The following is a 20,971-nucleotide window of genomic DNA, read 5'->3' on the forward strand; positions in this document are numbered from 1 at the left end:
GCGTTTTCATTGCAGCTTGCTGATACTGATAGCCCACATTGTTGGGCTATTTTTTTGCATTTTATAGCTCATTGACATGAGTCAGTATCTTTAGGACAGACAGGAGATGAACGATGAAATGTGCTGAACAAGATTATATTGAGCTAGCTTGCTTATTTAACATGCCAATTTTGTTACGTTTGCGCGATGGTAGTGAGATTAAAGGGACGGCAAAAGATACAAGCTACAATAAGCAGAAACAAGAATGTATTGTGCTTCATTCAGCAGAAGGGGAATGCAGCATAGCGCTCAATTTAATTGCTTTGATGCAAGCTCAACATGCAAACCCACATTTTAGCGAGATCAGGTTTTCAAAGTCATTGGCCACTAAAAACAACGCCCAGTAAAAACGCTAACTCACAAGCCGCTATCAATTTTACGGCGTCTTAATATAGCTATTACTCTAGCAACATTACCTTCGCCCTTGGCTTTTTTGTACGAAGGTGTAATCTATTATGCATAATAATAAAGATACACTCAGGGTTAACCTCATCATATGAATGCCTCTATTTATGCGCGTTAAGCCAACTCAGCACACAAAATTAACGTCTGTTCTGTCTCCTTTGGACGCTCAGCATAGGGCAGCGCATCAGGGGAAGAACCTTTTATTTTTCAGTGGCGGTAGCGCATTGCGAAGTTTCTGTCAGCCACTGATAGAAGCAACGCATAATTCGGTGCACCTTGTAACACCGTTTGATTCAGGTGGCAGTTCAGCGACCATTCGTCGGCATTTTGCATTACCAGGCGTTGGAGATATTCGAAATCGTTTACTGGCCCTAAGTCACAATATTACGCCGGAACAAAACGTTGTAGCTCGCTTATTGGGTTATCGATTGTCCTCTATTGCAGCTCAGCACGTTCTTCGTGAACATCTTAAGTCGATGGCAGAAGGCCAAGATCCACTTGTGCGCTCGTTAGAAATAGAAAAGCGCCAAATGTTCTGTCATAAAATGGCTAGGGTTTTGCAATGTTTGCCTGATAATTTTGATTTAAACGGTGCCAGTATCGGTAATTTGTTGTTCATTGATACCCTGTGCGCAGGTGAAAATAGACTGCAATGTAGCATCGATTTCTTTCATCAAATGTTGGATATTCGTGGTGTAGTCAGGCCGATAGTCGAGTGTAACTTGCAAATAGCCGCAGAACTGCAGGACGGCAGTACGGTGATTGGTCAGCATTTATTAACGGCCAAAGAAACCCCTGTATTGCATAGCGCTATTACCAAACTTTTTTTGTGCGAAAGCGAGGAAAACCCCGAGGCTGTCGATTGTTCTTTGTTAAGCGAAAATCGCCAATATATTGAGCAAGCCGATATGATTTGTTATCCACCTGGCAGCTTTTTTACCAGTATTGTGGCTAATTTATTGCCTGTCGGAGTAGGGGATGCTGTCAGCAGAAACCCAAATCCAAAGGTCTACATTCCCAATCTAGGTAATGATCCTGAACAGCTAGGTATGAGCTTAGAAGATTGTGTTTTGACTCTCATTAGCTATTTGCGCAAACACACAGAACAACCTCTTCCACCAGCCAAATATATCAGTACCATTTTGCTCGATGTAAATGAGAAATATTACGCGGGCGGGATCCCTTTTGAGCGACTCCGTGAGCTGGGAATTAAAGTCGTACAGCGTGATTTAGTGACGATGCGCAGTGCGCCGTTTTACAACGATGAATTGCTGTTAAGAAGTTTATTAGATATCTGCAAAAATCACGTTTAAATTGATTATCTTCAGAGCCACTTAAGCATGCAATTGTTTTATTCTTGCGACCAGGAAGTCCACTGCTGCTTTGACTTTTGGCACTAAATAGCGCTGTTTTTGGTACAAAAGATAAATACCGAAATCACTGCTCGAAGTGATGTTAATTTCGGGAGACAGGCTTAACTCTTGCAGGTCCCCGGAAACAAGATATTCCTTAAGCAGCCATTTGGGCGCCATCATCATGCCTTGCCCCGCTAGCACTTTCCCTAATAACCATTTTCCATTGTTTGAAACCGCCACCTGTGGGGCGGATACGTCTTGCCATTGGCCGTTTATTTCGCTGATCCAGCGCAATGGACCATTAGGGGTTCGATAATACAATCCTTTATGATGACTGAGATCCAATGGTGTATTTGGTGTGCCATATCGTTCTAAATAAGCCTTAGTGGCAACGGCAATAAATTGATTTTCCATTAATTTAATTGCAATCACGCGCTCATTGGGCGCATACCCGCCTCGTATAGCAATGTCTACTTCGTCTCGGGACAAGGCCGATAGTTCGTCGCTGAGGCGCACATCAAGAATAATTTGCGGATAACGCTGTGAAAATTCTTCTAATAATGGAAACAATATGGGCTCACCAAACTCAACCATGGCACTGATCCTAAGCTGCCCTGTAGGTACTGTTTGATAGCTACGCACCGTGTCATTACTTAACTCTAATTGACGCAATATATCATTGACTTGATTGTAATAGGTTCGTCCTATTTCAGTTAACCTCACCACTCGCGTTGAGCGCTTAAGCAAGGTTGCACCTAACGAACGCTCTAAGTCAGCGACCCTTCGTGACAGAGATGAGGGGGGGACATTGAAAGTCGTAGCAGCGTTGGTGAAGCTGCCGGTTTCAACTACTTTGCAAAAGTATCGAATCGCTCTGAGCTGATCCATAAATTATCTGTTTCGCTTTATTTCGCTCTATTATTGCTATTAAGACAATAAAGATTGGCTTTTATGGGGAGTTATCTTAGCAAAATAAAGCCTAAAATAATATTTATCGCTGAAATAGCAGTGAAAACACAAAAATACGACTGTGAGGAGAAATAAAATGTCAACGTATACCGCTATAAACCTTATTCAACGGCCAGAGCCAGGCCCAATTCCCGCTTCAACTTTCGAAGTCGTTGAAAAACCGGTGCCTACGCCAGGACCTGGTGAAATCTTGGTCAAACAAACCTACATGTCACTTGATCCTGCGATGATCGGTTGGATGAGTTCTGATACCAAAAGTTATATACCACCCGTAGCACTTGGCGATGTCATGCGCTCTTCTGGTATAGGTGAAGTCGTAGAAAGCAATCACCCCGATTTTACAGCAGGGGATAAAGTCATGGGGATGACCGGCTGGACAGAGTACTTCGTCAGCACCGGCCAAGGCTTAAACAAATTACCCGCGGGCGTAGGCGAAGAACAAGCATTGTCAGTGTTTGCTTTACCCGGATTAACGGCCACTCAAGGCTTATTCGGAGTCGCTAAGCCAAAAGCGGGAGAAACGATTGTGGTTAGCGGCGCTGCGGGCTCAGTAGGCTCCATAGTAGGTCAACTTGCAAAAGCAGATGGGTTGACGGTTATCGGTGTTGCTGGTTCTGATGAAAAGTGCCAGTGGTTAGTTAATGAGCTAGGGTTTGATGGCGCGATTAACTATAAATCAGACGATATGAACGCCATGCTAAATGAACTTGCGCCAAATGGTGTGGACATTTTCTTTGAAAATACCGGTGGCGCAATTCAGCAGCATATCTTTGAGCATATGAATGCCCACGGGCGCATAGCGGTATGCGGAATGATTTCAGATTATGCTACCTCACAGCCGAGCGCTGGACCTAACTGGATCCCCATTATTAAAAAGCGACTCACCATTCAAGGTTTTACAATGCCTGACCATTACGCTCAGGTACCTGAATTACTGGCGAAGTTAACGCCCTACGTGATGAAAGGGCAAATTAAATACCGTGCTCACGTACTTGAGGGGTTACCATCAGCAGTTGATGGGTTGAACATGCTGTTAAGTGGTGCCAACAATGGGAAATTAATGGTTAAGCTTTAACGACTGTTTCTACAAATGAATGATTCTTTTGATAACCGTTTCATAAATAGCATTCATTACTTTCTATGCTGGCTGGAAAGTTAATTTCCTGCCAGCTTATGAATTTTTATGTGTTCAAAGCGCAATCTTCACCGAGCTATTTAAATTGCCTGTTTTTGAAGCGTGATGTGACCAAAAAATGCGCTGTTATGTAATATGTCACGATTGAGTGGCCAGCCAGTTATACTGACTCAATCGCTCCCAGAACCATTGCGCGGCCTTGCCTGAGGTTGATTTTTCTCTGGCAAAATAAATAGGAATAGGCGGGCGAGGTAGTGATGTACCTTTTGCCACTAAGCTGCCATTGTCTAAAAATGGCTTTGCAATATGAATAGGTAGAAAACCCACGCCAATCCCGGCGGCCTGGGCTTGGGCTTTACTTTTCATGCTACTTACTCGAATCAACTGTTTATTATCGAACAACCCACTGGTACGTCCCGGCAAGGTGCGGGAACTATCGGCCACGACTATGTAAGGGTATTGGCGTATATGATGCCCTTCTATTAAACCAACAAAATCTGCCAACGGATGCTTAGCGCTCACAGCAAATACAAATTCTAACTCCCCAAGAAGCGCGACATCATATTGTCCCTTGGGTAGTTCGCCCGTAACGCCTAAAGCAATATCGGCACGATTTGTTTGAAGTGCATCCCAACCGCCACCAAGTGCTTCCTCAATCAAGGTGATGTCTACATGTTTATCCAGGGTGCAAAATTCCGCGATAAGCTTGAGTAATGGCGCTTCAGAGATGATTGTATCTTTTGAGATCACCAATTTTGATTCCCAGCCAGATTCTAATTGTTGAACCCGCTCTTCTAAATCGTCGGCGGCTCTTAATATTTCACTCCCCTCGCTAAGCACCAATTTGCCAGCCGGAGTTAGTATAGCCCGTTGCCCTTTGCGATCGAAAAGAGCAACTCCCAAATCCGCTTCAAGTTTACTGATGGTATAAGTTAAAGCTGAAGGCACTTTGAATAACGCGTCTGCAGCGGCAGCAAAGCTGCCCTTGCTATGAATGGCGTTTAGCACTCTAAGGGCTTCAAGGGTAACGGCGTGGCGCATTTTTTCTCCATAAACGAAAGTCACCACCCTAAGCAACCTTAGGGTGGTGTGGTTATAAATAGCACTTTATTGCTTCACTTTAAGTTGCGTTTAAGTAATTGATTAAGGCAAATCAAATAACAACGCAGTGACACTCTGTGTGCCTTTGTTAGCTAAAACCAAAGTGTTGAGTTCATTTATTTTCGCGCCATCACTTGGATTAAGTCGATGCTGGTTAATATCAAGCTGCCCGCTGACTTGGTGCACGTACGTATTGCGCGCTTTATCCAATTCGATGTTCAGGCTTGTCTCAGGAGCAAGCACCAATTGACTCAGTGTGGCATCTTGCTTAATCGCCAGCGTGCCATTTTTACCTGTTGGGGTGATAATGGGCGTCAGGCCTTGGCGTCTACCAAAGGCTTTTTGCTGGTAGCCAGGCGTCCCCCCCTGACGACTCGGCATGATCCAAATCTGTAAAAAGCGCAAGGACTCACTTTGTGATGCATTATACTCACTGTGAGTCACTCCAGTACCGGCAGACATAAGCTGAAATTCACCTGGGGGCAAGTGCTTCACATTACCCATGCTGTCTTTGTGAGCAATAATGCCCTGAGTTACAAAGCTAATTATCTCCATATCTTTGTGACCATGGGTGCCAAACCCAGCACCCGGTTCGACTTTATCATCGTTGATCACACGTAATGCCGAATATCCCATGTGCTCTGGATCGTGATAGGAGCCAAATGAAAAAGTATGACGGCTATCGAGCCATCCAAAGTTGGCATGCCCCCGTGTTGCTGCTAAACGAATATCTATCATAGCTGTCACCTACCTAATGAATTTTATTTTATGCCACGAGCAGAAATTATTGAGTCTATCGATAATCTACCCGCTCCTGAGAATACTAAGGAAACGGACACAGCTAATAACGCCAGTGCATACTCATAACCATTGTTGGACATAAACAAACCATTACTTATGTGTACACCAAAAATAGCCACCAACATGGTAAAAGCGAGAACTGCAGCAGCAGGGCGAGTCAATAAACCGAGCAATATCGCGATGCCACCGAAAAATTCTGCACTACCTGCTAAAAAGGCCAACGTATAGCCGGGCTCTAGTCCGATGGAGGCCATCCACTGTCCGGTACCCTCTAAACCATATCCGCCGAATGCACCAAAAAGCTTCTGTGCGCCGTGAGCAATGAAGGTAATGCCAACGGGAATACGTAGCGACAATGCTGAGAAACCCGCTTGTGACGTTGTTAATTTTGTTAAAAATGTACTTTTCATGGTTTTCCCTCAATATATTTGATTCAAATTAATTCAACTTTCCAAGTTCTACACTACTCGCTAACTCACAATCAATCAGAGTTAAAGTGAGCGATGCGTGTTGATGTGGCTAAAGTAACTCGACAGATAATGAAAGAAAATAAGAATATTTTGATGAGTTTGTTCAAAAAATTTGAATTTAAAGGAAGTTTGGCACAAACGGTCTTCAGCGAGCACTTTGAAATTTAGAAAGACTCTACGATTAGCATGATGTTACTGGCGAGCGAAATATCTGCTCAGAGGGATGGCGGGCAGCATCAGCTCGAGATTAGCAGTCACTTGAAAGCCTCAGTGCTACCCGACTTTTAATTAAATAAGGGCGAGGTAAAAATGATATTGCCAGCACCCTCAAAGCCGAGCAGGTCAATACCTGTTTAACCGTTTCGATCAGTCACCAGTAAAACAGGCATAACTTCTTGACGACGCCAACAGGTGTAAAAATCGGTAATTGGTACTTTAATCAAGGCAAGTATGCCGAGTTATGGAACTGCAGCAGTACGACAAAAAAAGCATACGCTAGAACTCGTGCATACTTAGGCTGGGATCCGCACAAAGGGTAAATACGACGCGCTATAATGCCCTGATTGCCACACAATTTTTATTATCGCTGCGTGCCAGCCTCTGCAAGTGGCAACATTCATCCAACTAAATGACATTTATAAGGACGCAAGCGATAGTGGTTCAATACTCAAGTAAACCATAGCCTGCGTTTTTCTATAAGAAGTCACCTAGGTTATTCGCCAAACGCTCCCGCGGCGCCGGGGAAAACAACCGGACTTTCTGTACCGTCTTGACTGACACTGGCAACGCCGAAAAAGTAATTATCAATCACAACGTTCTCAAGGGTAAAGGTATTCACATTGCCCACAAAACGGCTGAACTGCCACTGGGGAGCATCTGTATAGCGCCAATAAATTTTATAACCTTTGAGTTGCGGGTTTTGCTCTTCATTCAGCGCCTGCCAGCTTAAGGTGGTGCTTGGTTTTACTGCCCCCGCAATTTTTACCTTAGCCGGCGGGGAGGGTGCCCATGCCATTCCTGCAAGTGATACAGCATTCAACGCTGTGAGTTTTGCGGCATAATCAAAGTTCACACCTTCGATGGTATCACCGTAGTCAATGCCGTTTTCGCTGCGTATATCTTGGTGTTGACGGTTGTAATTTTCGTTGGTTTCCATAATGCGTACACCAGGGTAACCCAAATCGTTAAACGGGCGATGATGCCCTCCGCGCCCGAAGCGGTCTAGACGGTAAATGACCATGGTATCTAGGTTAGGAATGTAGCGGTCTGCCATCCAGTCGATGTAACGCGCTAAGTTGCGACTCGGAGAATCGACCTCACCACCAGTAAAGCGACGTGTTTTCGCTTCCTCCGGGGTTTCAGTTTGGCGAGTGCCTTCGGCAAATATACGGGCTGTGGTGTTATTAATAACGCCATTTATGCCTTCGATATTGCCAATCATATCGTTGTTGAGCACGGCTTTGATACGCCAACCGTCTTTTTGAGCCTGTTCAGCCAGTATCTTACCGCCAAATAAACCTTGTTCCTCCCCAGCTAATGCCGCGTAAACGATGCTGCCATTAAATTTATATTTTGATAACACTCGCGCGGCTTCTAATGTGCCCGCGACACCCGATGCATTGTCGTTAGCGCCAGGAGATATAGACGTACTGTTCATCACATCAGAAACGCGGGAGTCAATATCGCCTGACATTAACACGTAGCGGTCAGGATCGTGACTGCCGCGCTGTACGGCGATAACACTCACTACTTCCGTGGCGTTAGGAATGCGGGGTTCACCGCTGATGCTTTTAGATTGAAAATACACCTCTAAACAACCGCCGCACGCTTGCGATATTTGTTCGAATTCGCTTTTTATCCAGCGTCTAGCTGCACCAATACCTTGGGTGTCTGATGCCGTATCAGATAAAGTATGGCGGGTGCCGAATCCTACTAGGGTTCTAATATCCTGTTCGATATGTTCTGCAGAAACTGCTTTTGCTATGTCGTGCAGGCGTTGTTGGTCCTGATAGCTAGGAGGGCTTTGGGCATAGCTGATAGCAGTGGTCAACGTCATTGCAAGTGTGATACCTGCAGAAAGAATGTGTGTCATGAGAGCCTCTTATTATTATGTTATCGAAATGTCGTCTGATGCATGTTACTGAAATTTGCTCGTCGAGATATAGGTAATGCGACAAGCGCGCCAGTAATAAGGATGAATATCGTCTATAAAAACACAAAAATGACATTTTTTTGAATCAACAATGTTATTGAATTTATTATTCTTGTTACATCACGTTACAATAGAGGGGGTAACGAGCAGGTTGAAAGACGGAGTCGCATGTTTGGTAAATATTGTTGTTTGATGGGATGGTTGTGGATATTGCTTTATTCTTTGAAGGCGCTGGCGGTCCCAGATGTTTCACATGCAATATTAAAGTCCCCAGTTTTCTCTCAATTAACGACTGAAAATGGCTTGAGTCAAGACACGATCAACGTGATGCACACAGATGATCAAGGTTTCTTGTGGCTAGGCACAGACACAGGATTGAACCGTTACGATGGTTATCAAGTCGACGTCGTCGAACCGAGTAACGTCGCCCTAGGCGCAAAAACGATAAATGACCTGATGCAAGATAGACAAGGCAATTTATGGGTCGCGACATTTAGCGCGGGTATTTTCAAGATCAACTTATCAAGCGGCGAAGCAAGGTTAATCGACAAGCGAAAATCCCAAGTCATAGCTGATTGGCAACAGAGTTTTAATGCCATCGCTGAAGATAACGGCGGCGCAGTTTGGCTCGCATCAGATGAGGAAATTCTGCGATACGAGCCGCACACAAATACTCTAAAAAGCATTTTTTCTATGGCCACGAATAAGATAGAAAAAGGCTATTATATCCGCACCTTGGTTTGGCATAACGATTTATTATTTTTTGGCACCAATGAGCGCTTGTTCGTATATTCCCCTCAGCTTAAGGAAAGCTTCGATTTAGGCTTTTTATTTGCAGAATTTAGCAATGAAGGGCAAAAAGATGTCAAGTCTCTTTTCGTAGATAAAAGTCGTGATACATTGATGATAGGGACGGTAAAGGGGTTATACAGTGTCTCTTTAGCGCAGATATCTGATTATGTTACCCAGGATATTGCACCTGACCCACTCGCTACATTAATTGCAAGTCGCAACATTTGGCGTATTCGCACCTCGAATGATTCACTTTTTTACCTACCGACGGATCAGGGGGTTTTCACTTATGACGCCCAATCCGGACAAGCCCAGCATTTACTTTTACCCACAGACAGTAGGTTATTACTGTCACAAGACGTTGTTTACGATATTGCATTCGATGACAGTAGCAATTTATGGCTAGGCACCCGCTCAGATGGGGTTTTGCATTGGGTTAGTACTTCGCAATCCTTTCAAAATTTACTCAATCTCAACGGTGGGCGATTTGCTAAAACGTTGAGCGATAATAATATATGGGCCTTAATGCAAGTCGACCCTAGCGGGTACTGGATAGGGACCGACAATGGGCTAAACTACTATGATTTTGAAACGGCAACTGTTGAGACCTTTTTAGTTTCATCTAATGAGCTAGCACAGTATTCAGAATCAAGTATTCATCAGATTTTACCAGCCGAGCCTGGGTACTTATGGTTGCTTACAGGAGAGGGGGTACGCCGTTTTCATATTCAATCAAGAAAGCTCGAAACGATACAGGTCAAAAAAACAGCCGATGAGCGCATTCTCAACGAATATATTCAAAGCGCTATCGCAACGAAAGACGGCGATTTATTTTTAGTATATGAACAAGGTGTTTACTACTACAATCTGCAAACAAAGGACATCAATGCACTCAAAGAGCTTAATGCACTTGCTACCACAAAGTTACTGCGAGGCATTATGCCTCCGCTTCCAGGCGCTCCTAATAGTCTTCTATTGAGTACCTTAGGTGGCATGTTTCAGTGGGACATCAACCTAAAGCAATTAACGCCTGTTCATCAACTGGACAAGCAATTAAGTGCTAACTTATGGCCAGATAGCTGGGTTCTGGATAAGCAAAATATTTTGTGGGTTAGCTACCCAGGCTATGGCTTAGTCGGGCTTGATGGTGTCACCTTTGAACAAAGGTATTTCTTTAATAAAGAGAATCTACTGCCGTCGAATAATATTTATAGCTTGCAATCAGATGGTGAAAACGCCATCTGGATAAGCTCTCACAACGGGTTACTTAAATTCGATCCCAAATTCATGACACTGCAACGCTACGGCCACGCTCACGGTTTAGCCAATGAAGAATTCAATCAGGGAGCCAATATAAAACTTGTTAATGGCAAACTGGTATTCGGTTCGCCCAAAGGCCTAGTGATGTTTACTCCTGGGACATTGCCAAACAGCCAGAAAACGTCGCAAAAGCCCAAAATTACCGGCATAAAAGTTTCAGCCTCGCCTTACTCATCGAAACTTATAGATTTAGCAGATAGTGAAGTACACATGGCTTACGATGATGTGGGGTTGCGAATTAGATTCTCAACGTTGGAATTTGCTAACTTACATAGCACACGGTATCAATATCGGCTTAGTGGGACACAAGACATAACCTATCCAAGTACACCCGATCCTCAGGTGTATTTTCCCAAACTTGAACCGGGATCATATGTTTTCAGTGTTTCTGCCATTGGTATGTCTGGCGGCAAGGAAAGTCCCAGTGCACAAATCAAAATAAAGGTAGATTATGCGCCTTGGAACTCACCTTTAGCCTATCTAAATTACGCTCTACTGATCGGCCTAATTGCTTATATTTTTTGGAAAATGCGCAGTTTGCAGGCTCAAAGGTTGCTAAGTGCGCATAAAGAAGCCGTCCAAAGTAAGGGCCGACTGACACTTGCTCTACAAGCAAGCAACAGTGACGTTTGGGAGTGGGATGAAAAGAGTGACACGGTCCAAGCCTCTCGCTTCCACGATGAGCTAGGTTACGAGAATAAGACTGGCGCAGTCTCACGAGAAGAGCACTTATCCCTTATTCATAATCGTGACAAAGAGATGTATTTAGCGCGCTGGCACAGCTTTTTAGAGCAAGAAGATCGTGTGTTTGATGTGACTTACAGAATGCGCTCCCACAACGGGCATTGGTTGTGGTTTCGTGATGTAGGCAATGTGACAGGGGGAGTTGCAAGCGAGCACAACCAGCGCGTTGTAGGGACCTATACCAACATTACGGACAGCATTGCAGAGCAAGAAGATTTGCGTCTGTTTGGTGAAGCATACAAGCACACGCGCGACTGGGTGTTAGTGTGCAACCGTCACACAGTACCAATGGCGGCAAACCAAGCTTTTTGCAACACATTTAATATTGATGAGCAACAGGACATTGCCTCGCAACTCAAGCTTGTATATGACGATCAACAAGCCGGATTGTTAAGCTTCTGGAGCAAACTCGAAAGTTTAGAAGCAAGTGAAGATTGGCGCGGTGAAGACCAAATCATGTTACAAAATGAGGAAGTACGAGATGTATTGGTATACATCAAAGCCGTCGCCTGTATCAACGATGTCACGGATATTGACTCCTATCTGATTATTTTAAGTGATATCAGCGAACATAAGAAAGCTCAGCAAGCATTAATAAAACTGGCAAATTTTGATGCACTTACTGGTTTACCCAACAGAGCGCTATTGCTTGACCGTGTTGATCATGCGATTTATCAAGCTCAGCGTTCAGCAAGCACGTTAGGTTTGTTTTTTATTGATCTGGATAAATTCAAACAAGTAAACGACAGTCTGGGACATAACGCAGGGGATACACTGCTACAAGAAATTTCCGCCCGCTTACTCAATCTGTTACGCAAAGAGGACACCATTGCCAGATTGGGCGGCGACGAATTTGTGGTACTGATTGAAAATGTGCATACCATTGATGACCTCACACACTTGGCTAGCCAAATTATTGAAATCATCGATACCCCGGTTCAGCTGGAAAACCATCTAGTGAGCGTATCTTCGAGTATTGGTATCGCGCTCTATCCCGATGATGCGCAAGATGCACAAGAGCTCTTGCAAAATGCGGATATTGCGATGTATCACGCGAAGGAAAATGGCCGCAGTCACTTTCAATTTTTCACTGCCAAAATGAACGTCCTCGCCCAGCAAAGGTTGGCGTTAGAAAGTGACCTCAAGTACGCCCATAGCCATCAACAGCTTGAAAATTATTATCAACCCATTATTGATATTAGCCGCAATAAAATTGCCGGCTTTGAATTACTAATGCGCTGGTTTACCGACACTGGAAAAGTTTCTCCCGGGCGTTTTATCCCCGTAGCGGAAGAGCTTGGTTTGATTGAAAGCATGACGTTACAAGCCATGGAACGGGCGCTTCCCATGTTTAAGCATTGGCAAGCTAATGGATTCGATGGGTATTTATCCGTTAATTTATCGGCACGTCACTTTGAGTCTCTTCAGTCTATAAAGGATGTGATCGCCTTTTTAGCATCGAACGCCTTACCGGTAGAGATGGTTAGATTTGAAATAACCGAAAGCGCGCTGATGAAAGATTATCAGAAAGCAATTATCTATATGAAACACCTACGGGAAGCCGGCTTCAGTATTGCCCTAGATGACTTCGGTACTGGATATTCGTCTTTAAAATACCTTAAAGAATTTCCGTTAAGTGTGATTAAAGTAGATAAAAGTTTCGTCGATGACATAGGCATAAATAAGAATAACGAGGCATTAATTGAAACCATCTTACGCATGGCACAAAGCCTTGATATGTATTGCGTGGCAGAAGGGATAGAAACTAAAGAGCAAGTAGCGTTTTTTAAAGAGCACGATTGCCAATTTCTGCAAGGGTTCTACTTTTCGAGACCTGTTGCCTTGGCTGATACCTTCGCATTAATAGATGAACCTTTGGTTTATTAACGGTGAATAGACATTTTTTTAATACAACTTAATACAACTTAATACAACTTAATACAACGTACTACGGGGCGGAATGAGAGTACTAGTTGCTAAGAGTTGCTAGGCGCCGCTTTGCAGAACCGCTATAAAGATGAACTCAACGACGCACCATTGTAGGTTATGCTAGCTTGGTCATTTTCAATCGCTAGCTGTACCAAAGGATGTGCGATCAACTTGCCTGTTATGCGAACATCTTCGCCAATAAACACAGAGGGCGGCCCCATCTCGTTTCCATTAATCTGATACATCTGCCGGCCAATAAACACGTTACCAAAAACGACGGTATTACCGGTTAAACTGATATCTCCTTGCAGGGACTTAATGTGACCAAATACGGTTACGCCGTTTAACACTATGTTGCCATCGTTTGTGTTAATCGAACCCAACACAACGCTACTCTCGGGTAATTCAACATCTGTACGAACAGTGCGAATATCTGACATCATTTGCATAGGAAAGCTTCTTTTAACGTCGTTACCAATAAGGCTTAGGTTTTCAACCTCTGGTGTCGATAGGCCATCGTTACTGTAGGGTAAGTGGCGCATTAGCTTCTTCTTGGCTTCAGTCAGTGCCGATGGGCTACTTTCATATCGCATTTGCGCAATATTCTCAAAATAGAAAACTTCAACTTCTTTTTGACTGGCCAGTGCAATACTTGGACTAATAGCCAATATGACTGTAACTAGTATGATCGGTAAACTCATCGTAATCTCTCATCATTTGTTAGGCGTAATTCTCAATGAGCAATGCAAGGCAGTTCCTGTGCCAAGTAATTAAATTGTTGTTAGTAAAGAGTATTTTTAATTTTAAGTCATGTGGAATGAGACTTCAGTGCCGAGGGTAAGTCAAATTCGCTAACATTTAGCCAAAATGAGAATTTCCTAGATGCGCTATTTAACACATAAGAATCTGACTTTTAGGTGTATACATTAGGTATGACGTATTTTAATGCGGTGCACGTGTCTGTAATCATGACGCTAAATCTTTGGGGTAGCCGTATCCTTAAACCTATTTTCAGCTGTGTACTAGTAAATGGCAGAAGTAAAGGACAGTTTGCTACTGGTTCTTTCTGTTATTTATCTGCGGCGCTATTGATATGCAGTATATTCAGTCATCGTCTTTATGCACAAGAACAGGACACCTGCTTTGTATTCCATGAACAGCAGAATGATACACCCCTTTCCCTTACGCTAAATCAAATCAAAAGAGTGCCTGTTAAACAATTTACTAACCACCTATCAGTAGCGTGTCACGTCAAAGAACAGAGTGTATTAATTATCAACAACAATGCTATACGCAAAGCAAGTTTGCATATTGAGCATGAAGAGCAGCAGAAAATTGCCGCTAATAAACTGGTTTTTGTTTTACCCCAGGGGCAGTACAACGCAAGTTTAGTACTAGACGCCGAGCGGGACTTTAGCCTAACACTCGTTCGCAAAACCTGGCCAGATTACGCATTAGCGGGGCAACAACATAACTTGTTATTGGGCCTGTTTTATGGGCTGTGCATTACACTGGTTTTTTATTTGTATGTGATGGGGAGAAGCCTTAAAGATAAGCGCTTCCACTTTTATTGTTACTACGTTCTCTGTGCGGGCATTTTTTTCTTGTTACAGGAAGGGAACATAAACCTATTCTTTGATGCAAACCTAACCAACAACATAAGGTTAAACCTTTTATTCGCTGGCTTAACGGTATTTACCGGCACGATTTTCGTTGTAACCTTATTGGGCTTACAGCGACGTTGGTCGCGATTCACTCGCTATGTCGTGATGTATCCTGCTGTTTTCGTGTTGGGTGTCTCAATTGTGCTGTGTTTTTTACCTAGAGGGGAATGGTTTACATTACTTGCCATCATTATGGCAAGAACCACCATGGCCGTATTGATGTGTACGTTTGGATTAATTGCATATGCCTCCTACGTTCGAGTACACACCGCTCGCCTTGTACTGCTCGCTTCATTGACTGTGTGTTGTGCGATGGTTTTCCGGATATTTTTGGGTGATCAAAGTCCGTTTTTACAGCGTTATGGCCTGTTGTTTTCATTTGCCATTGAGAGTTTTCTTCTTGCTATCGCTACCTCAGAACGAATAAAGCGCATCAACCAAGAGAAGATTTTGGCTCAAGCCCAAGCCATGACGGATCCGCTATGTGAAATTTTTAATCGAAGAGGCTGGGAAGAAGCCGCAGAAAAAATCGTAAAAAACCACAACACGCAGCAGGGAATATTATGTTTGTTGTACATCGATTTAGATTACTTCAAAGAGATTAATGACAATTTTGGTCATAAAGCAGGAGACCAAGTACTGCGAATTATGGCTAAAATCATTCGTAAACAAATGCGAGATCAAGATGCAGTTGGCCGTCTAGGCGGTGATGAATTTGTCGCTCTTGCTCAATTTGAGGATGAACGTCAATCAGAAATATTAAGAGAACGTGTTACGAAACGCTTAAAGAATATTAATATCAGTACCGACAGCGCGCAGATCCGAGTCACCGCCAGTGTGGGGTGTGTGGTGTTCAGTGATAACGAAATAAGCGTTAGTGAAATGCTGCAAAAAGCAGATCAAGCGATGTATATGAGCAAAAGGGAGAATCAAGACAAGACCTGCTCTTGACTTGAACGCAAGATAATATACTGTTTTGCAAGAAATTTTGATACAAAGTGTGAGGTCTCTATGCTGTCTGTCGATCAGAAAAATGAATTTCGAGCCCAAGGGTATATCGTATTAAACCAGCTTTTTTCCACGGCAGAAATGGCCTCTTTAAAAAGTGAAGCTGAATCTATTGTTGAGTTGTTCGACCCTAATTCAACTCGTGCTGTTTTTTCTACCCAAGATCAGAGCAAATCAAGAGATGATTACTTCTTACAATCAGGCGATAAAATCCGCTGTTTTTTTGAAGAGGAAGCCTTCGACGAGAAAGGCGACTTGAAGCAAGCTAAGGCAGTAAGCATTAACAAAATTGGCCATGCCCTGCACACGCTAAACCCCGTATTTAAAGCATTCAGCCACGATCCTAGGATCAGACAATTAGCAAGAGATGTAGGGTTATTCAAACCGCAAATTCATCAATCTATGTATATTTTTAAACAGCCGAAGATAGGAGGAGTGATCCGCTGGCATCAAGACGGCACCTATTTCTTAAGCGACCCCTTGTCCGTAGTGACATTTTGGTTTGCAGTGGAAGATGCCACAATTGAAAATGGCTGCTTACAAGTTAAGGCCGATGGCAGTGATACGCCTCTGCGCGAGCAATTTATGCGCTTTACCGATGACAGCACAGAATTAAAAGTGCTAGATGACACCCCTTGGCCAAAAGATGAAGATGCAAAACCTTTAGAGGTAAAGAAAGGTTCGCTGGTGGTATTTGATGGGTTACTGCCGCATTTTAGTGCGCCAAATCGCTCGGAGAAATCACGCCATGCTTTTACGCTGCACATGACGTGTGCTACCACAAAATATGACCCGCTAAATTGGTTACAAGCCTCGCCCAGTCTTCTGTAGTTCTTCTATTAACCGCGATAGAGGGTTTTGATTAGGTGGTAACCAAATTGAGTTTTGACTGGTCCATGTACGGTCAAAATCTCTTTTTTAAACACTACGCTGTCAAAGGCTTTAACCATAGTGCCCGGGCTGAACTCACCTAAATCCCCCCCTTTTTTGCCTGATGGACACAGTGAATGCTTTTTAGCGAGTTGTTGGAAGTTCGCGCCTTTGTCTAATTGCGCTTTCAATTGTTGCGCTTCTTTTTCAGTTTTGACCAAGATATGGCATGCGCCTGCTTTCATGATAATTCACCTGTTTTGTTAACGTACCCACTGGCTTTTTACAGGGCTCAAATGGACGCGTAATCTTGTAAACATTAATACTGTTATTGTGCCACGGGACTGACGTTAGCAGCAAAGGCAAATATCTATATTTAAAAACCATAAGGTAATTCCCATAGGTCTCGGATATTGTTTGTCACTCAGTTATCATAGTTGTTTTATGACAGCAGTACTGAGCTTAGTGAAAACAGAGCTTATGTTGATAATATGCGCGCCGGTCTTTCGAGGCTAATTTTCAGGGCGCAGTAAAACGAAACAACAATAGCTAGAGCGATTTGACGCTTAATTTGAATAGTAAGGAGATAAGGTGTTTGCGTTATCAGATAGAAGTTTAAAAGGGCAAGTGTCCGATGCTGAGTGGCAAACTCGCGTTGATCTAGCTGCATGTTACAGACTCGTGGCAGACGCTCGCTGGGGCGACCTTATTTATACCCATATTTCTGCGCGTGTTCCCGGTACAGATGAGTATTTGATTAATCCTTTTGGGTTAACATTTGAAGAAGTCACCGCCTCGAACCTAGTGAAAGTGGATTTAGAAGGCAATATCCTAGATGGTTCGCCGTATACTATTAATCCTGCTGGTTTTACCATTCATAGCGCTATTCATGAAGTAAGACATGATGCGCAATGCGTCATTCATTTGCATACCAAAGCGACGATCAGCGTTGCCAGCCTAAAAGATGGTTTGCAACCATGGAGCCAATACGCGATGTTCTCCTTGTCGTCCATGAGCTACCACGAATATGAAGGTCTGGCGGTGAATGCCGATGAGAAAAGGCGCCTGCAAGATGATTTAGCTAACAACAACCATATGCTTTTACATAATCATGGCGGTTTGACATTGGGCCCAACGGTGGGGGATGCCTTTATGCGCTTTTATGATTTGCAGCGCGCATGTGAGATTCAGATGGATTTACTACAAGCAAATCAATCGGTTATTGAAATTCCACAGGCCATAGTCGATGGCATATATGCTCAAGCTAATGTGGTTCACAGTGGGCAAACCGGCGGCCAAAAAGCCTGGCCAGCCATGTTACGTAAAGCTTACAAGCTCGATCCGAGTTTTTGCGAATAACAAAATACACGTTAAAGACAAGAATAATTACTTTCAGGAATAGAATTAATGAAAATTACCCGCGTTGAAATTTTTGATATCGAGTGCCCAAAACGCACAGTGTGGAACCCCGTTTTTATTCGTATTCATACAGATGAAGGGATAACAGGCGTAGGGGAGGCTGGTCTTGCATACGACTGGGGACACAGTGCTGCTGCGCATATGATTAAGGAAATTGCAGAAGCATTATTGATCGGTTTCAATCCGGTCAATACCGAACTGCTGTGGAGCAAAATGCTCAGAGAAGGTTTTTGGGGACTAGGTGGCGGCCCAGTGTTTTATGCGGCTATGAGCGCAATCGATACGGCATTATGGGACATTAAAGCCAGAGCGCTAAATGTACCTTTGTACCAATTATTGGGTGGTAAAACCAACGAAAAATTACGTACTTATGCCAGCCAATTACAATTCGATTGGGATAAAGAGGTTACCCGCTTGAACGACCCTGTTGATTACGGACGCGCAGCTGAAAAAGCTGTGGCTGAAGGCTATGACGCTGTTAAAGTTGACCCGATTGTTTACGATAAAAACGGGGCAGGGCACTTTGATCGCACCAAGTTGTTTACTCAGCCAGAAATGCGCTTGTTCAGAGCGCGGTTGCAAGCCATCCGTGATGCGGTAGGTGACGACGTAGATATTATTTTTGAATGCCACAGTTTACCCGGTGTTGCCACGGCCATTCAGTTAGGTGAAATGGTCGAAGACATTGGTTGTTTGTATTACGAAGAGCCAGTGAACTACTTGAATTCTAAATTACACGATAAAGTCGCCAAGCGCGTGAATGTGCCCATTGCTGGTGGTGAGCGTTTATATAATCGTTGGGGGGTTAGACCGTATCTAGAAGATCAAAGCCTAGACGTATTGCAGCCCGACATTGGCTTATGCGGTGGTTTCACTGAAGCCAAAAAAGTCTGTGATTACGCTGATGTGTATGACGTACGCATCCAGGCCCATGTGTGTGGTGGCCCCGTGGCGACGGCGGCGAGCTTACATTTAGAAACTGCTATCCCTAACTTTTTGATTCACGAGCATCATACTTACGCCATTAAAGACTGGAATCGCGAATTGTGTATTCAAGACCCTCAGCCCGTTAATGGCTTTTTCGAAGTCAGTGAAACCCCAGGCATTGGTATCGATCTCAACGATGAGATTGTTTACCGCTCGCCGCATATGGAAGTGAAATAAATCTTGCAAGCATAATAACATGAGCACTGTGCCACCAGTCGAGGGGCACAGTGCTGAGTGATTCAATATTCTCGTTTTTCAGCTTTACCGATCGTATCTTTTCTTGTTGTGACATTATTTTTTGTCCAATCCCATTTCATTCTGTTTATCTTTTTGACGTATTTTTAAGCACTATATTGATGCTCTAAAAAGGCGAAGTTTCAGCATTGCCCCTACACTTATGCCTATTACTCCATGGCTTAACGCGTTGTAAATGTATTCTTTTAGCCTTAGGAGCGGCGAGATAAGAAAGGGGGATTTATATGTTGAGACGTCAGTTTTTACATGCATTGGGGCTGGGCGCCGGAGCAGGTTTGGTGAGCATATCGTCTTTATTAAAAGCAGGACCAAAAGCAGTACCTAAGATAGCAAACGCAAATAGTTTTCCTGCACCGAGTGATTGGCAAGCGTTGCGTAATTTGTTTCCATTGACTCGGGACTACATTCAGCTATCAACATTCTTGTTAGCGTCGCATCCCGCACCTGTTTCTCAAGCCATCGAAAAGCACAGACAAGCATTTGATGAGAACCCTTCGGATTACTGGCATGAGCACTTTCTCACTATTGACGGTGAAATAACCCAAGCCGCGGCTGATTATATGGGAGGAGAAGCTCGACACATCGCGTTAACCGACAGCACCACTATGGGGTTAGGCTTGATTTATAGTGGATTAAAATTGCAGCAAGGGGACGAAATTCTGCAAACCGTGCACGACCATTACTCCACTGATATGTCGTTGGTGCACCGGGCTAAACGCACTGGGGCCACGGTTAAGCGCATCGCTCTGTATGACGAGCCAGCGCAAGTCAACGTGGATCAGGTGTTAAAGCGATTGCGCGATGCTATTAGCCAGCGAACAAAAGTGGTTGCGGCTACGTGGGTGCATTCATCCACTGGTGTAAAGCTGCCTATTCGGGCTATGGCTGATACCATCATCAAGATTAATCAGCAGCGTAAAGGTGATCAACAGATACTGTTTTGCATTGATGGCGTTCACGGGTTTGGTATTGAGGATCAAGATATTAGCCAGTTAGGGTGTGACTTTTTCGTCGCTGGCACTCACAAATGGATATTTGGCCCAAGGGGCACAGGTGTTGTGTGGGGAAATGAACGGGCGTGGGCTCAAAGCGAGCCGGTTATTCCTAGTTTCAGTGAGTCTTACAATGTTTGGCTAGGGTCAACGACGCAAGATAACGTGCCGATTGGCGATCATATGTCCCCTGGGGGTTTTCACTCCTTCGAGCATCGCTGGGCTTTGCCAGAAGCATTCAAATTACACCTTCAGTTGGGCAAAGCGAACGTTCAAAAGCGCATTCATCAACTTAATGCACAAACCAAGAAAGGGTTAGCAGAAATGTCGCATGTGACATTGTATACACCCCATGACAGTGCACTTTCATCTGGCCTAGTGTGTTTCGACGTGAAGGGACTAGCGCCGCAAGCCGTAGTAGAAAAGATGCATGCTAAAGGTATTATTATGAGTAGTACGCCTTATCGGCAAAGCTATGCGCGCTTCGCACCATCCTTGCTGAACAACGAACAGGAAATAGAATTGGCGCTGGCTGAAATTCGTGCCCTGGCGTAGCGCTAGAAA

At 43.9% G+C, this 20,971-nt stretch carries 16 protein-coding genes; 9 read left to right on the forward strand and 7 right to left on the reverse strand.

The genetic code is table 11. The annotated features are described in order from the left end of the window. Positions 1-113 precede the first annotated feature (113 nt). Together PATL_RS08545 and PATL_RS08550 are read left to right on the forward strand one after the other, a co-directional pair. Complete coding sequence (locus PATL_RS08545) at positions 114-386, forward strand: Rho-binding antiterminator (RefSeq protein ID WP_011574498.1); 273 nt, start codon at positions 114-116, stop codon at positions 384-386. A 165-nt stretch (positions 387-551) separates the two neighbouring features. Next, positions 552-1,757, forward strand: coding sequence for a GAK system CofD-like protein (locus PATL_RS08550; RefSeq protein ID WP_041714353.1), 1,206 nt, complete (start codon positions 552-554; stop codon positions 1,755-1,757). Positions 1,758-1,778: 21 nt separating this feature from the next. Here PATL_RS08550 and PATL_RS08555 read toward each other — a convergent pair whose 3' ends face one another. After that, complete coding sequence (locus tag PATL_RS08555; RefSeq protein WP_011574500.1) at positions 1,779-2,687, reverse strand: LysR family transcriptional regulator; 909 nt, start codon at positions 2,685-2,687, stop codon at positions 1,779-1,781. Positions 2,688-2,844: 157 nt separating this feature from the next. On the opposite strand from PATL_RS08555, the gene PATL_RS08560 reads away from it, so the two are divergent. Continuing rightward, the gene (locus PATL_RS08560) at positions 2,845-3,843 is read left to right on the forward strand and encodes an NADP-dependent oxidoreductase (RefSeq protein ID WP_011574501.1); all 999 of its coding nucleotides are present in this window, start codon (positions 2,845-2,847) and stop codon (positions 3,841-3,843) included. 198 nt (positions 3,844-4,041) lie between these two features. On the opposite strand, the gene PATL_RS08565 is transcribed toward PATL_RS08560, so the two are convergent. From PATL_RS08565 to PATL_RS08580, 4 genes are all read right to left on the reverse strand, one after another. After that, positions 4,042-4,944 carry a LysR substrate-binding domain-containing protein gene (locus tag PATL_RS08565; RefSeq protein ID WP_011574502.1) on the reverse strand — a complete coding sequence of 301 codons (903 nt, stop codon included), beginning with the start codon at positions 4,942-4,944 and terminating at the stop codon, positions 4,042-4,044. 102 nt (positions 4,945-5,046) lie between these two features. Continuing rightward, the gene (locus PATL_RS08570; protein ID WP_011574503.1) at positions 5,047-5,742 is read right to left on the reverse strand and encodes a pirin family protein; all 696 of its coding nucleotides are present in this window, start codon (positions 5,740-5,742) and stop codon (positions 5,047-5,049) included. A gap of 23 nt (positions 5,743-5,765) precedes the next feature. After that, complete coding sequence (locus PATL_RS08575) at positions 5,766-6,215, reverse strand: DoxX family protein (protein ID WP_011574504.1); 450 nt, start codon at positions 6,213-6,215, stop codon at positions 5,766-5,768. A 772-nt stretch (positions 6,216-6,987) separates the two neighbouring features. Beyond that, a complete protein-coding gene (locus PATL_RS08580; protein WP_011574505.1) occupies positions 6,988-8,367 on the reverse strand; it encodes a M28 family metallopeptidase in 1,380 nt (459 codons plus the stop codon). Positions 8,368-8,595: 228 nt separating this feature from the next. On the opposite strand from PATL_RS08580, the gene PATL_RS08585 reads away from it, so the two are divergent. Continuing rightward, positions 8,596-13,170 carry an EAL domain-containing protein gene (locus PATL_RS08585; RefSeq protein ID WP_011574506.1) on the forward strand — a complete coding sequence of 1,525 codons (4,575 nt, stop codon included), beginning with the start codon at positions 8,596-8,598 and terminating at the stop codon, positions 13,168-13,170. 122 nt (positions 13,171-13,292) lie between these two features. On the opposite strand, the gene PATL_RS08590 is transcribed toward PATL_RS08585, so the two are convergent. Further along, positions 13,293-13,913, reverse strand: coding sequence for a hypothetical protein (locus tag PATL_RS08590; protein ID WP_011574507.1), 621 nt, complete (start codon positions 13,911-13,913; stop codon positions 13,293-13,295). A gap of 231 nt (positions 13,914-14,144) precedes the next feature. Between PATL_RS08590 and PATL_RS08595 the strand changes: the two genes are divergently transcribed. Both PATL_RS08595 and PATL_RS08600 read left to right on the forward strand, forming a co-directional pair. After that, entirely contained in the window at positions 14,145-15,827 is a 1,683-nt protein-coding gene (locus PATL_RS08595) for a sensor domain-containing diguanylate cyclase (protein WP_011574508.1), read from the forward strand. Positions 15,828-15,887: 60 nt separating this feature from the next. After that, positions 15,888-16,715, forward strand: a complete 828-nt coding sequence (locus PATL_RS08600; RefSeq protein ID WP_011574509.1) for a phytanoyl-CoA dioxygenase family protein — start codon at positions 15,888-15,890, stop codon at positions 16,713-16,715. Positions 16,716-16,723: 8 nt separating this feature from the next. Here PATL_RS08600 and PATL_RS08605 read toward each other — a convergent pair whose 3' ends face one another. Beyond that, positions 16,724-16,999, reverse strand: a complete 276-nt coding sequence (locus PATL_RS08605) for a peptidylprolyl isomerase (RefSeq protein WP_011574510.1) — start codon at positions 16,997-16,999, stop codon at positions 16,724-16,726. Positions 17,000-17,345: 346 nt separating this feature from the next. Between PATL_RS08605 and PATL_RS08610 the strand changes: the two genes are divergently transcribed. From PATL_RS08610 to PATL_RS08620, 3 genes are all read left to right on the forward strand, one after another. Then, a complete protein-coding gene (locus PATL_RS08610; protein ID WP_011574511.1) occupies positions 17,346-18,113 on the forward strand; it encodes a class II aldolase/adducin family protein in 768 nt (255 codons plus the stop codon). 48 nt (positions 18,114-18,161) lie between these two features. Then, on the forward strand, positions 18,162-19,337 hold the full coding sequence (locus PATL_RS08615) for a mandelate racemase/muconate lactonizing enzyme family protein (RefSeq protein WP_011574512.1): 1,176 nt from the start codon (positions 18,162-18,164) through the stop codon (positions 19,335-19,337). A gap of 302 nt (positions 19,338-19,639) precedes the next feature. Further along, complete coding sequence (locus PATL_RS08620) at positions 19,640-20,962, forward strand: aminotransferase class V-fold PLP-dependent enzyme (protein ID WP_011574513.1); 1,323 nt, start codon at positions 19,640-19,642, stop codon at positions 20,960-20,962. Positions 20,963-20,971: the final 9 nt, after the last annotated feature.

Source organism: Paraglaciecola sp. T6c (assembly GCF_000014225.1).
Lineage (GTDB): Bacteria > Pseudomonadota > Gammaproteobacteria > Enterobacterales > Alteromonadaceae > Paraglaciecola > Paraglaciecola atlantica_A.